General features: G+C 42.5%; 13 protein-coding genes. 7 read left to right on the top strand and 6 right to left on the bottom strand.

Features of this window, described 5'->3' with window-relative positions; genetic code table 11:
- Positions 1-220: 220 nt before the first annotated feature.
- The 3 genes from LC605_RS17795 to LC605_RS17785 all read right to left on the bottom strand — a co-directional run bounded on the left by LC605_RS17795 (position 221) and on the right by LC605_RS17785 (position 3,079).
- Positions 221-1,138 (bottom strand): NAD(+) kinase, encoded by a 918-nt coding sequence (locus LC605_RS17795; RefSeq protein ID WP_229548844.1) that lies wholly within the window; start codon positions 1,136-1,138, stop codon positions 221-223.
- Positions 1,139-1,716: 578 nt separating this feature from the next.
- The gene (locus tag LC605_RS17790) at positions 1,717-2,715 is read right to left on the bottom strand and encodes an SDR family oxidoreductase (RefSeq protein ID WP_229548843.1); all 999 of its coding nucleotides are present in this window, start codon (positions 2,713-2,715) and stop codon (positions 1,717-1,719) included.
- Positions 2,716-2,974: 259 nt separating this feature from the next.
- Positions 2,975-3,079 (bottom strand): PetM family cytochrome b6-f complex subunit 7, encoded by a 105-nt coding sequence (locus LC605_RS17785; protein ID WP_094344256.1) that lies wholly within the window; start codon positions 3,077-3,079, stop codon positions 2,975-2,977.
- A gap of 429 nt (positions 3,080-3,508) precedes the next feature.
- Between LC605_RS17785 and pdxA the strand changes: the two genes are divergently transcribed.
- Positions 3,509-4,591, top strand: a complete 1,083-nt coding sequence (gene pdxA / locus LC605_RS17780) for a 4-hydroxythreonine-4-phosphate dehydrogenase PdxA (RefSeq protein ID WP_229548842.1) — start codon at positions 3,509-3,511, stop codon at positions 4,589-4,591.
- 289 nt (positions 4,592-4,880) lie between these two features.
- Complete coding sequence (locus tag LC605_RS17775; RefSeq protein WP_369010360.1) at positions 4,881-5,105, top strand: hypothetical protein; 225 nt, start codon at positions 4,881-4,883, stop codon at positions 5,103-5,105.
- Between the two features lie 340 nt (positions 5,106-5,445).
- Here the strand turns inward: LC605_RS17775 and LC605_RS17770 are convergent, their stop codons facing one another.
- Both LC605_RS17770 and acs read right to left on the bottom strand, forming a co-directional pair.
- On the bottom strand, positions 5,446-6,123 hold the full coding sequence (locus LC605_RS17770) for a tetratricopeptide repeat protein (protein WP_229548840.1): 678 nt from the start codon (positions 6,121-6,123) through the stop codon (positions 5,446-5,448).
- An 834-nt stretch (positions 6,124-6,957) separates the two neighbouring features.
- Positions 6,958-8,931, bottom strand: a complete 1,974-nt coding sequence (acs, locus tag LC605_RS17765; RefSeq protein ID WP_229548839.1) for an acetate--CoA ligase — start codon at positions 8,929-8,931, stop codon at positions 6,958-6,960.
- A gap of 384 nt (positions 8,932-9,315) precedes the next feature.
- Between acs and LC605_RS17760 the strand changes: the two genes are divergently transcribed.
- From LC605_RS17760 to LC605_RS17745, 4 genes are all read left to right on the top strand, one after another.
- Positions 9,316-9,960, top strand: a complete 645-nt coding sequence (locus tag LC605_RS17760; protein WP_229548838.1) for a restriction endonuclease subunit R — start codon at positions 9,316-9,318, stop codon at positions 9,958-9,960.
- A 29-nt stretch (positions 9,961-9,989) separates the two neighbouring features.
- Complete coding sequence (locus LC605_RS17755; RefSeq protein ID WP_229548837.1) at positions 9,990-10,760, top strand: Uma2 family endonuclease; 771 nt, start codon at positions 9,990-9,992, stop codon at positions 10,758-10,760.
- Between the two features lie 99 nt (positions 10,761-10,859).
- On the top strand, positions 10,860-11,549 hold the full coding sequence (locus LC605_RS17750; RefSeq protein WP_229548836.1) for a hypothetical protein: 690 nt from the start codon (positions 10,860-10,862) through the stop codon (positions 11,547-11,549).
- 67 nt (positions 11,550-11,616) lie between these two features.
- Positions 11,617-12,057, top strand: a complete 441-nt coding sequence (locus LC605_RS17745; protein WP_229548835.1) for a hypothetical protein — start codon at positions 11,617-11,619, stop codon at positions 12,055-12,057.
- A 54-nt stretch (positions 12,058-12,111) separates the two neighbouring features.
- Here LC605_RS17745 and LC605_RS17740 read toward each other — a convergent pair whose 3' ends face one another.
- Positions 12,112-12,399, bottom strand: a complete 288-nt coding sequence (locus LC605_RS17740; RefSeq protein WP_229548834.1) for a hypothetical protein — start codon at positions 12,397-12,399, stop codon at positions 12,112-12,114.
- 232 nt (positions 12,400-12,631) lie between these two features.
- Here LC605_RS17740 and recA point away from each other — a divergent pair, with 232 nt between their 5' ends.
- Positions 12,632-13,711: a recombinase RecA gene (gene recA, locus LC605_RS17735; RefSeq protein ID WP_229548833.1), complete on the top strand. Its 1,080-nt coding sequence runs from the start codon at positions 12,632-12,634 to the stop codon at positions 13,709-13,711.
- Positions 13,712-14,127 lie beyond the last annotated feature (416 nt).

The raw sequence follows: 14,127 nt of genomic DNA, 5'->3' as shown, positions 1-14,127 counted from the left end.
TAAGTCGGTGAAAATAAATCAAACTATGTGACGAAACGTAAACAGGCTTGAAACCCTTACCAAGGAGGAATGACTAAGGACAAATGACAGCCATCACCAGTTATCTTTAATTGCGCCGACTTACTTAGTACTCAACCAATCCAAAATTGCTGGATGAGGGGGACAAGGGAGAATTATTGAACAAGTTTCTTCCTTGTCTCCCATGCACCATGCCCAATACCTACGGCAATTCTACCGAAGTTGGTTTAGCGATATGTGGCAAACCCCAACCTAATTTTTCTCGCAAAATTCGGAAAAACTCAGGTGGTTGTAGACGAATAAATCGGGCACTATATTGCGATCGCTCCATATATACTCGATCCTCTGGTAATATATAACACCCACCATTGCCATCTACTACCATCACCAGCCGAGGAATATTGACTGGGTAGATATTAACCGATTCAGTATCTGGAAATACCAATGCTCTAGAAGCTAGGGAATGGGGACAAATGGGTACTAGCTGTAAAACGGGTACGCCAGGTGTCACCACTGGGCCACCAGCACTCAATGAGTAAGCTGTAGAACCAGTAGGGGTAGAAACAATCACACCATCGGCCGCAATATCTACTGGCGCATGACGTCCTATGGCAATTTCAAAATGGCACATACAGGTCAAAGGTTCCCGGTGCAGCACCATTTCATTCAAGCAAAGGGCTTCCCACAGCACTGAATCTCCCCGAAGCACTTTGACGGTGAGCATGGCTCGTTCTTCAATTTCATACTCACCCGTCATCGCCTGTTCTAGTGCTTGGGGCAATTGATTCAGGAAAGTTTCTGTCAAAAATCCCATGTGGCCAGTATTCACTGTTAGCAGTGGAATACCACAGGGGGCTACTTGACGAGATGCTGCTAAAACAGTGCCGTCTCCCCCTAACACCACTGCAAACTTCATATCTGAGTCAAAACCAGGGGGTGTCAGACCGTCAATGGGGGTGTGGCATATAGGACTCTCCGGGTTAGGATATCCCAGTATGCCACCGATACTGGATGTGATACATACATTCCAACCGGCTGCGGTTAGCTTGTCTTTCAACTCGATAGCGACACGGCCCGCTATCGGTTTAACGTCATTGTAGATAATGCCTGCTTTCGGCACACTCAAATATCCAAGTTTAGGCGATGCTCTGTATTATTTGACACTCCCTAGCCTGATGGCATGGGGATTCTTGGTTCACTGATACACCTTTAAACCGCCTATCCTTTCGGCATTACTTAAACCAAAAACCCGTTCAATTGAACTAAGTTTCGAGCCTAATTTAGACAGCCCCAGAGGGCTTATCTCCCCAAGCTTTAGAGGATTTCTCCCCTTGTTTCCGTGTGCCCCACGGTACCTTTAATTAACAAGTTTTTGACTTTTCTGGTATGGGTGCGCGTTGGCTACCCCAGCTATGTTTATCGTGGTTTTCGCCGCCCACTAACCATTATTATTTCCTAGCCAGTCGTATTGGGGTTGGTTATCCATTTGTGCTAGCGGTTATTCTACCTGTGATATTTTGTTATTATACCAATCACCGGAAACTTTCAAGACAAATTTAGAGAATTAAAGCCGTCTTTTATGACGGGGCTTTTACCCAAATTTTCGGTAATCCTTACACATTTTGACCATGTAGTCATTAATCTAGAGTCAAATATTCAGAGTCTAGAGTTTTACGACTAATGTTTGTTTTGTGATGATTATTGACTATTGGCCTTTGAAGACTCTTTAAAAGGAGTTTTTTTAGGTTTCTGCTTTTTATTTTTATTTTTCTGGTAGTCTACCTCCTTGAGCTTCTTCATAATTCGGCTGAAATACTCTTGGAGATAGCTTTCGAGGGTTGTGGTTTGTTGCTGATCTAAACCAAAGACTGTGTACACTTCATCCATTGAAGCATTTAACTGTTTACCACTAGCCAATACTTCTGTAAACGCTAGCCTGTCTGCTACGTTCCATCCCCACTGAAAGAACCGCATTAAGCCTCGCACAGCACGGAGTAAGTTTATTGGCATCCGTGTTACTCTGGCGTCTTTTCCAGATAAACGTTCGCACAGGTTGATGATTTCTTCTGCACTCCATGCACGAGTCCCGACTACAGGAAAAGCTTGGTTTTCCGTTTCTGGTACACTCAACGCTCGGATAGCAAACTTAGCAATATCCTGAGTGTCCATATAAGCGATGGGAGAAGAATTACCTGTCACCCAAACTGGCTGTCCTTCCAAAATCGGAATCCCGTACTGACCGATTAACCCTTGCATAAACCCAGCTAGCCGCAAGATGGTGTAATTCAAGCCTGACTCAGCCAAGAAGAGTTCTGTACATCGCTTAATTTCCATTAGCGGTACTTCTGGGTATTTATCAGCATCTAAAATCGAAAAGAAGATAAAACGCTCTACACCTGCTGCTTTTGCTGCTTGAATTAATGCTACTTTGCCGTCCCAGTCAACTTGTTTGATACTCAGTGAATCTGTAGGGCGAGATGTTGAGGCATCAATCACTTGGGTTACACCTTCTAATGCTTCCGCAAGGCTTTCGGGATAACGCAAATTTCCCGGTACAAGTTCTGCACCCCATTCTTTAAGAAAAGCTGCTTTTTTACTGCTGCGGACAACACAGCGTACTTTATACCCCTCATCGATAGCACGACGAGCCACTTGTCTTCCTAAGGTGCCAGTGGCACCGACGATTAATAATGTCATGAGGGTTGTAATAAATTTTAATGTTTTATGAAAAGAATGTTATCAGAATAACCTATGCAAACAAAAGTTTACATCTTTTCTCAGAAAATCAATATTATCTTAGAGAGATTTATGGGAAAATAGCTGTCCGGTTAACGGACAAGCTTCTTTTGATTTCGATGAAAAAGCTTATGGGGAATGGGACAGACGCGATTAATCGCGTCTGTGGGGAGAATAATAACTCTTAACTTCTAGTTCCTAACTCAGCACTCAGCACTAATTATTCTTCTGTGCCCTGAATTTTCAGTAACAACGCGCCTAAGCCCCAGCCCACGAAGATTAAACCGAAAGACAATAGAGCTGCATTCAAAATTTCGCCGCCCATTGGTGTGTTCTCCTTATGCAAAGTGGTGTGTAAACTAGGTCTACCAGAAGCTTTTCGATAGTTGCTGTAGGATTAGACCTGTGTAAATAATTTTAAACTAGTTTAGCAAGTAATCCCTACTGGTTTAGAGGGCAATCTCTACTGTGGAGAGGAGATGAGGGGGATGAGGGGGATGAGGGGGATGAGGGGGATGAGGGGGGTGAGGGGGGTGAGGGGGGTGAGGGGGATAGGAAAAGTTGATGATATTAATTCCGGACTTACGCAAAATAATGAACAAACGAACCGCAAACGCGAGTGCGTCTCGTAAGAGTTGGACGCAAAGGAGAGGCAGCGCGGTCTTGGGGGTTTCCCCCATGAGCGACTGCCGTCACAAAGGAAGAAGAGTTTCAGAGAGTTATTGTGTAAGTCTGATAATTATGAGAAAAATTTATGTATCAAAATAATCAAGGGAATTTAGGGAATTTTGGCAAAGAGAATCGTCCACGTTTGGCGCTGACGCTGGGGGATCCGGCGGGGATTGGGGCGGAGGTGATTTTGAAAGCTTTAGCAGATGCGGAAATTAGTCAAAAATATGACGTATCGGTGGTGGGTAACGGAGATTTGCTGGCACACACTTATCGCAAACTTAATTTAACTGAGAATTTAGCACCTTTGGCAAATCCAGATGAGTTGTCAGTTAGCGATGTGCAGTTGGATGGGAAAATTATAGGTGAAATTATCCCAGGAATAGGTAATGCGGCCAGTGGTGCGGCTAGTTTTGCCTATATGGAATATGCGATCGCTCAAACACTTGCTGGTAAATTTGATGCTATTGTCACAGGGCCCATCGCTAAATCTGCTTGGAAAGCCGCAGGATATAATTATCCAGGACAAACGGAACTTTTGGCGCAAAAGTCAGGTGTTGACCGTTTTGGGATGTTATTTGTGGCGCGATCGCCCCATACTGGTTGGACACTCCGGGCAATACTAGCTACCACACATATTCCCCTACGTCAAGTAGCTGATACGTTGACACCGCAGTTGCTGACACAAAAACTGGATTTGTTGGTGGAGTGTTTGGAGAGGGATTTTGGGTTAGAAAAGGCGAGAATTGCGATCGCCGGTTTAAATCCCCATAGTGGCGAACAGGGACAATTGGGACATGAAGAACAGGATTGGCTAATTCCCTGGTTAGAACAAGAGCGCCAAAATCGCCCACAATTGCAGCTAGATGGGCCGATACCACCAGATACGATGTGGGTTAAACCTGGCCAAGCTTGGTATGGAAATTCTTTAGTACAAAATCCGGCTGATGCCTACTTGGCACTTTACCACGACCAAGGCTTAATTCCTGTGAAGCTGATGGCATTTGATCGGGCGGTTAATACTTCTATTGGTCTTCCTTTTGTTCGGACTTCACCAGATCACGGAACAGCATTTGATATTGCAGGTAAAGGAATTGCTGATGCTACGAGTATGAAAGCAGCAATACATTTAGCGGCTGAGTTGGTTAGTCAAAGATTGCTTAATTGATCGAACCGTCAAGAGACCAAGCGTCTTAATTATTAAGTTTTTCTTTCGTTACTTTGCCTTTGGTGTCAGCTTCCTGCTATGGGAATTATATTTGATTTCTGAAAAAATCTAAGTACAGCTTTGCATAAAATCGTGGACAATTGAGGATAGTCCCTCGGACAGATCTGGGAGAGGGATTTAGGGTGAGGGTAAAAACTACGGTTCTCAACTTAGATGAGGTTTCAATTCTGATTTTTCTGAAAAAGATTTGTAAAAACTGCCGTAGAAATAGAATGAAATAACCCTGACAGTGTACACACATGGCATTGTTAGCCGAAACAATAACATTGTTAGCCCAAACAATGCTATTGTTAGCCCAAACAATAGCATTGTTAGCCCAAACAATAGCATTGTTAGCCCAAACAATAACATTGTTAGCCCAAACAATAACATTGTTAGCCCAAACAATAACATTGTTAGCCCAAACAATAGCATTGTCGGTGGAAACAATGCTATTGCAGGCCAAAAGGAATAAAGATGTACTGATTTTTGAAATACCCTACATATACTTAGATTTTTGAAAAAATCATATCGCACTGCTATATTTGAGAGGATGTTTGAAAAGTATTATTGCTAACACCAAAAGCTCCAAAACCTAACCCCCCTAGCCCCCTTCCCTACAAGGGAATGGGGGTTTAAAAGCCTCTTGATCTTTCGGGGAGAGGAATGGAAGCGGGGTTTCTAGTATACTTTACGACTTTTAGAACAACCCCTTAAACCCCTACAGGAAAAGACTTTCATTATTTTTATGTATATTATTTAGTAATAGCGTAAGTGGCTTTAGCATAAAACAGGCGGAAGAAGCATAATTATTTTTATGAAACACCAGGATCGTCAGCAGTTTTAATTTCTCGCAAAATTCGTTCGACTTGGTTAACTTTTTCACCTCTATTCTGTTCTTTGAAAATATTTAAAGCTTTTTCTAAAGAAGATAGCGCCTCATCTCGTTTATTTGTTTGCCACAATGCTAGTGCAAAATTAGTCAGCGCTTCGCCATAATTAGGATTAATTTCTAAAGCTTTTTTATATTCAATAATCGCGTCTTCCCAGCGACTTTGACTAGCGTAAACCATACCGCTCGCATTGTAAGCTAGAGCATAATTTGACTTGAGGCGAATGGCTTCTCGGTAGGCGTTAATTGCTTCTTCTGGTTTCTTTTGTTGAAAAAGCACATTTCCTAATTGAAAGTGCCCAAAAGCATCTTCTGGGAATTTTTTAATAAATTGGCGTAAATTTTCTTCTGCACCTTTAAAGTCTCCTTGATTATACAGAGCATTAGCTTGTTGGATTAGCTGCGATCGCTCTGGTGTATCTGTATCTGAAAATTGTGCTATTTTTTGCAGTTGCTTCTGTGCAGACTCTTCAGGCGGATGCAAAGCTTTTCCAGGAACCGCTAACACTAATGGTGATATCCCCATTACAGTGATCATACTCAACATCATGCAGCTAATAGGTTGAACAAATGCTGATTTGTGTTTGCGCTTCACCTTCATCGCCCTGAGTGCCTCAATAATGTCCTATTATAAGGGAAATGCTGAAAACCCGTGAGAAGCAGGACACGCAAGTGTCCGAACTTCGTACTTCAGGCACGGGATGAAAGCAAGTCACAAGCCTTTAGGCTTAAGTCAATTTTGTTGATGAACATGGTAAAATACTCCAATCAGTACAAGATTTAAAAACCTACCCCCGGACTGGGGGAAAGTCTACGCCCAAAAAACTTTTGAGGAGATATGACTACGCCCTATAGGGCAAACGTGGTCAGCCTGGGAACCTGAGAAATCAGGATATTAAGAGCGTAATCTCTTAAGAATCTCCGTACCTTTAGGTCGGAGAGTGTCAATATAATAACGAGACGCTCCGCTTTGGCGTCTTTTCTTCTTACGCTGCGCGTTGGTGTCAGCCTAAAAAGAGAAGGCGGTAGCCTGCGGCAAGGCGCTTTGCGTCTACGTTAAAACATTGATTTTGTAACAGAGTTTTAGCCTTAACCCGAGTGTATTGGACTATAACCCAATACACTTGGGTTAAGCATTTCTTTGTTCTCTTTCTTCTCTTTCTTTGCGTCCAACTCTTACAAGACGCACTCGCGTTTGCGGTTCGTTAAAAAAATTGACTTTGGCAAAGAGTTTTAGCCTTAACCCAAGTGTATTGGACTATAACCTTTTCTCAGTAGTCTTTAGACTACTTTCGCTATTAGACTCAGAATTCATTCTGAGGTGGGCTAGATGAGAATTAAATAGCCCTGCTGTTTTGCCCACCCAACGTTATTAAGAATTGCTGTGTGTTACTCTGTTGTTAACATACTTGGCATTTGAGAAATTTGGAATTGTTTACGTGCTTTCTCGTAACTTATCCAACACACTCCGATCTTCTAGGGTCGAAGTATCCCCAGATACCTCTTGTCCAGCAGCTAGATTCCGCAATAAGCGCCGCATAATCTTACCCGATCGCGTTTTGGGTAAAGCGTCCGTAAAGCGAATTTCTCCAGGACGTGCGATCGCACCTATTTCTTTGACAACGTGTTGCTTGAGTTCTTTACTCAGTTCTTCACTTCCCTGATAAGTGCCTTCTAAAGTCACAAAAGCAACTACTTCTTCACCTTTGAGTTCATCAGGTTTACCCACTACCGCCGCTTCTGCAACTGCGGGATGGGAAACTAAGGCTGATTCTACTTCCATTGTACCAAGTCGGTGTCCTGATACATTCAGTACGTCATCCACACGACCCATTACCCAAAAGTAACCGTCTTCATCAACTCTAGCGCCATCACCAGCAAAGTAAGTATAGTTACCATCTTTAGGCGGAATGTGTTCCCAATAGGTGCGGCGGAAGCGTTCTGAATCGCCGTAGACTGTCCGCATCATTCCTGGCCAAGGATGTCGCACTGCTAGATAACCGCCTTCGTTATTGGGTACGGTATTTCCTTCTAAATCCACGACATCTGCAATAATTCCGGGGAAGGGAAGAGTTGCGGAACCTGGTTTAGTGGGAATTGCTCCTGGTAGCGGTGTAATCATGATACCGCCTGTCTCTGTTTGCCACCAGGTATCAACAATTGGACAGCGATCGCCACCAATTATTTTCTGATACCACATCCAAGCTTCTGGGTTAATTGGTTCGCCGACGGTTCCCAACAAACGCAATGAAGACAGGTTTCGTGAGTTGGGATGTTGTTCTCCCATCTTAATAAATGCTCGAATTGCCGTAGGTGCAGTATAAAAAATATTAACGCCGTATTTTTCAATTACATCCCAGAAACAGCCAGGATTGGAAGCACGGGGCGCACCTTCATACATTATCGTGGTTGCACCATTGGAAAGAGGGCCGTAGACAATATAGCTGTGTCCCGTAATCCAACCTACATCTGCGGTACACCAATATACATCTGTATCTTGCAGGTCGAATATCCACTTGGTCGTTATGTGGGTATACAAATTATAACCAGCAGTTGTATGCACTATGCCCTTCGGCTTACCTGTGCTGCCAGAAGTGTAAAGGACAAACAGCATATCTTCACTGTCCATCGGTTCGGCGGGACAATGTGCTGATACTCCTTTTTGCAAATCATGCCACCAATGATCACGTCCCCCCAACTGCATATAAGTTTCTTGTCCGGTGCGCTTGACAACCAGGACATTTTCAACACTGGGAACAGCACCATCAGCTAAGGCTTTATCTACCTGTTCCTTGAGAGGAACGATCGCATCTTTGCGCCAACCACCATCAGCCGTGATTACCAATCTAGCTTGAACATCAATTAAGCGATCGCGCAAAGCTTCGGCACTAAAACCACCAAATACCACACTGTGGGGTGCGCCAATTCTCGCACAAGCTAACATGGCGATCGCCGCTTCCGGAATCATCGGCATATAAATCCCAACGCGATCGCCTTTTTGTACACCCAGTTGCTTCAATACATTAGCAAATTGGCAAACTTCCCGATGCAGTTGGGCGTAGGTGAGGGTACGCGAATCACCTGGTTCTCCTTCCCAAATCAATGCTGCCTTATTTTTGCGCCAGGTAGTGAGATGTCTGTCAAGGCAGTTGTAAGAAATATTCATCTTACCGCCAACAAACCACTCAGCAAAAGGTGGTTGCCAGTCTAATACTGTATCCCATTTTTGGAACCATTCTAATTCTGTTCCAGCTAAGTCTGCCCAAAATTGCTGCGGATCGGCTTTGCCTTGATCATAAAGACGCTGATAGTCATCCAGGCTTTTAATATGGGCATTCTGCGAGAATTCCGAAGCTGGATGAAATAGGCGATTCTCTTGTAGGATTGATTCTATAGTTGGTTGAGACATGGTTAGTTATGAGTGCGATCGCTATTGTTACTAAAAACCATTCTTAGCTCAGTTGTGCTAGACAATGTTTAGATTTTCGTTAAGCTAGGTAGAAATTGCCGAGTTATTTAGTTTACATTGATTTTCATCTAGCAAAAGCAAGCAACCAATAAATGTATTGACGTTACATTGCAGCCTATAGCGGTTCTCCAATGGAAGCAACACAGTTTGACCTCACTTCCATTCCTCTCTCTTTTTAGGAAAGAGGCTTTGAATCTTACTCCCCAAGGCTAGCTCTTAAGGGGCTGTTCTTGTTAGGTCTGTATTGCACTCAACTCAGAACCGCTATATCTACCAGGAATGTTGCAATATTGTAAGTAGTCTTGACAAACAAAGCCTGAAATTATGACGCTCACCGTCGAAGCCAGCAGCCTATCTCTCAACGATGTTCATCGCTTTCTAAAACTGGAAAAGCTTTCCACTGCTTCATTCACAGACTTCTTAACTCTAGAACCACTCTCTGAGTTTGAACAGCAGGATTTATTAAAAATCAGAACCGATTTTGATCGTTACTTAAGCGATCGGAAAATTTCTGAAGGGTTGGTTAAATTCTTAACAATTGCACCCTTAATGCGGTTAGCAGGGTTTTACGATGTGCCGATTCGGTTGACAATGGAAGATAGCATTGCGATCGCAGTGGAAGATGAAGACAGAAGAATTACCGGGCGGATGGATATTTTAGCAATCAACAATCCTCAAAGTAATATTGCACCCCCTTTTTGGGTTGTAGTGATTGAAACGAAAAATAGTGCCCTTGAAGTGGGTGAGGGTTTACCCCAATTACTCACTTATGCTTTTAAAAGTTTAGATCAACAACCATCAGTTTGGGGTTTGGCAACTAACGGACTGCGTTATCAATTTGTTTGTTTAAGACATGACGTGCAGCCAACTTATCAGTTAATGCCATTATTAAATCTGAATGAATCTCCCGATGCAATAGAGTTATTACAAGTTTTCAAAGCTATCTGCAAGTTACCGAATTTTCAGTAAAATTAAGGTAAATAGCAAAGCGATCGCTGATGTCTGAACCTGCTACCCTAGAAATCATCTCTGATCATATTTCAGAAGACCAAGTTATTTTTCCTCCAGGCGATATACTGAGTGACGAACCACCCTTGGAAAGCGACCTACACCGAGAACAAATTGATTTGCTGATTCGCATCCTGAAATTATGGTGGCGAGAGAGACAAGATTTCTATGCTTCTGGCAATTTGACCATTTACTACAGTCCTAACCAGAAAAAATCAGAAAACTTCCGTGGGCCAGACTTTTTTGTAGTTTTGGGAACTGACAAAAAAGACCGTAAAAGTTGGGTAGTTTGGCAAGAAGACGGCAAATATCCAAACCTGATTGTGGAAATTTTGTCAAGTTCAACCACAGCAGTGGATAAAGGGTTGAAAAAACAAGTTTACCAGGATATTTTCCGTACACCAGATTATTTCTGGTTTGACCCTGTAACAATAGAACTTCAGGGATTTCATTTAGTTGATGGGAAGTATCAAGAAATTCAAGTAACTACTGATGGACGTTTGTGGAGTCAGCAGTTAGAACTTTATTTGGGAGTTTATGAAGGTAAATTAAGATTCTTCACTACTGAAAATCAATTGATACTATCATCTGAAGAATTGGCCCAACAAGAAAGTTTACGCGCCCAACAGGCAGAAGAACGCGCCCAACAGGCAGAAGAACGCGCCCAACAAGCAGAAGAACGCGCCCAACAAGCACAGCAAGAAATTGCTAGACTGCGTGAGGCTTTACGTACACAGGGTATCGACCCAAAAAATATTTAATTGTATGAGTAAATCAACTAAAGACATTTTTCAGTTAGAATTTAATTATAAATAATGAATCTTTGAAAAAAGCGTTATCTTCTGAAAGTAGGGCATCGTTTGCAAGCAAAAGATATTAAGGAGAAGCTAAAGTCCCTTATCGAGCAAGCCTCCTCGGTAGATCATAATTTAGCGACAAGATTAGATGAAATCAATCGTTGGGTAAAAGATATTAAGCCAGGTTCCCTGACTGCCAAACCCTTTGTCACGGCCTTTCTGCTAGAGGTAATTACGGATTCTACAATATGGCTGATCATCAAATCCTTACCTTCTGAAGAAGAACAAAAAGCAAAGTTCGAGATGATGACACCGATTGAGAGATATTGGTATGGTTATCTCTTTCCCAAATGGTTCAATGCAAGTGACTCCAAGTTTTATATTTGGAAGCAAAAATTGATGGCAGGGGAATTTAATCAGATCGATCATGATATCATTAAATCTATAGCTCAAGATATTATCAGTCGAGAAGGTAGTTTTTGGCAGCGTTATATTGCCGACCTTTCAATGGCAACAGATTTAATCGTTAGTCGTAACAATCAACCACTGTGCATTCAAATAACCAGTGTTTCTGAAGAACTTAATCACCAAAAGTACGAAGCTTGGCAAAATACACTGCGATCATGGGAAATCGAGAGAGGACTGTTCTTAAGTTACAATCCCAAAGATGCTAATTTTGTCAACCAGTTAGTCAACGTGGCCCTGTATAACAGTGATTACCTTTCTGGTGGCAAATATTTAAAATTTTCGTAAATTTTCAGTAATTTGATATTTCAGATTTGTGTCTAGCCTACATACTTACGTGCTAATTAGAGCTTTTATGGCTAACAAAAGAGAAACTCATTGCAACAATCAAGTAGATACATTTGCCGAAGCATTAGCAACAGCGCGACAAATGCAGCAAAACTGGCTAACTTACGGGGTTGATTTTGTCAATTTCTACGTTGAAGACGTCGATGGAGACTGGCTAGAAACCTGGGGACATGACGAAATATTAAGTAATTCTCAATTAGATACGATTAAAGAATTTCTGGTAAGTAATGATAGTGTAGCTCTTACGGTAAGACAGCATTTAAAAGAGCGATCGCTGTTTGATTTTGCAGTAAACTTAGATGAATCCTGGAAAATTTATGAAGCCAATGACAGGTTATCTGCTGTGAGACAGTTGTTAGCTTGTGGTGATAATATTGATGACGGCGATAGTATCCAGTTAGTGGATTTAGCAAATAGTCTATTGGTAAAATTGGCAGAGATTTTGTGAAATTTTTAGTTGCGTAAGTAGGTCGGCGCAATTAAAGTTAACTGGCTAAGGCTGTCATTTGTCATTAGTAAGGGTTTTAAGCTTATTTACGTTTCGTAACATACCCTGTTTGAGCCAACCTAGACCGTAGGCGATCGCTTCCCCATAGGAGTTACACCAGTGCATGGATTTTTGATTTTGGATGGAGTAAAGCAGCTTACTAGGCTGAAATTCATGATTTTCGGTCATATAGGAATCATATTTGATTTCTGAAAAAATCTCAGTAGTCATGTAGGGTGCGTTAGCAAAGCGTAACGCACCATTCCAAGCTAGTCCTATAACTGTCTTACAGAATATAATCAAATCTTATTCTCATCAAAGCTTTATTTGCCTTTCCAGAGCTACAAAATCTCAGCCTTACTTCCAGAACACTACCCTAATTTGGTAGCGATCGAGTTACGATCTTGTCACACCCCTTTTTTGATTTGAGAAGTCCTATTCCAGAATTTTCTGGTTAAAATAGTATATCTGTTCTACTCAAACTCCGAAACTAACACTCCTTAAAACCATATATTTAGAGGCATTAGAGGCAGGAATGGCTATCAACACCGATACTTCTGGCAAGCAAAAAGCGCTGACTATGGTGCTCAACCAGATTGAGCGCAGCTTTGGTAAAGGAGCAATCATGCGCCTGGGCGATGCTACCCGGATGCGGGTAGAGACAATTTCCAGTGGGGCGCTCACCCTGGATTTAGCATTGGGTGGTGGTTTACCCAAGGGGCGGGTAATTGAAATTTATGGCCCGGAAAGCTCCGGTAAGACTACAGTAGCGCTACACGCCCTCGCCGAAGTGCAAAGAAATGGCGGTATCGCTGCCTTTGTTGATGCTGAACACGCCCTTGACCCCACTTATGCTGCGGCATTGGGTGTAGATATTGATAATTTGCTGATTTCCCAACCTGACACTGGCGAATCAGCTTTGGAAATTGTCGATCAGCTGGTTCGCTCTGCTGCCGTTGATATTGTAGTCATAGACTCAGTAGCAGCACTGGTTCCCCGCGCTGAAATTGAAGGGGATATGGGTGATATTCACGTTGGTTTACAGGCGCGGTTAATGAGCCAAGCCCTACGTAAAATTACGGGCAACATTGGGAAATCTGGTTGTACAGTAATTTTCATCAATCAGTTGCGGCAAAAAATTGGTGTTACCTACGGCAGCCCAGAAACCACAACTGGAGGTAACGCATTGAAGTTTTACGCTTCGGTGCGCTTGGATATTCGCCGGATTCAAACCTTGAAAAAAGGTACAGATGAATTTGGAAACCGCGTCAAAGTTAAAGTTGCTAAAAATAAAGTAGCTCCGCCTTTTAGAATTGCGGAATTTGACATTATTTTTGGCAAAGGAATTTCTACCTTGGGTTGTATTGTAGACTTGGCAGAAGAAACTGGCGTGCTTGTCCGCAAGGGAGCTTGGTATAGCTACAATGGCGATAATATCTCCCAAGGACGAGACAACGCTATTAAGTATCTAGAAGAAAAACCTGAATTTGCTGAACAAATTAAACAACTGGTGCGTGAAAAGCTAGATAAAGGCGCTGTTGTTTCTGCTAACTCTGTAGCCAAAGCCAGTGAAGGAGATGAAGAAGAAGAAGTCGATTTAGAGCCAGAAGAATAAAAAATGTCGATTTATCTTAGTTACAAGCCCCATCCCAAGAGTGAGTGGGGCAGTTGACTAATCTTACTTAACCCATGCGCTAAAGCGTCTCCCCTTCTCCCAAGGGGAGAAGCTAGCGCCCAATACTGCACGCTTTGTGAATATTCGTAGGTTGGGTTGAGGAACGAAACCCAACATTTTCTTTCTCTTTGTTGGGTAACGCTTACGCTCAACCCAACCTACACATTTTTATTTTTAGTCTTAACCGAACCCTATTGCACCTCCGTGGACTAATCAAAATCAAGGGTTTTTAACCTGCGGAGGTGGTCACTGAGCTTGTCGAAGTGCAGGTTTTGCCTGTGTAGCCGCGATTTATAATCGCCGACGCAAGTAATAAATTAGACTTTTCAAACAACCTCTAACCACAGATGTGGTTC

This window comes from Nostoc sp. CHAB 5836, assembly GCF_020829445.1.
Taxonomy (GTDB): domain Bacteria; phylum Cyanobacteriota; class Cyanobacteriia; order Cyanobacteriales; family Nostocaceae; genus Nostoc.
The sequence above is the reverse complement of the archived record's forward strand: the minus strand, read 5'-3'. Positions and strand labels throughout refer to the sequence as shown.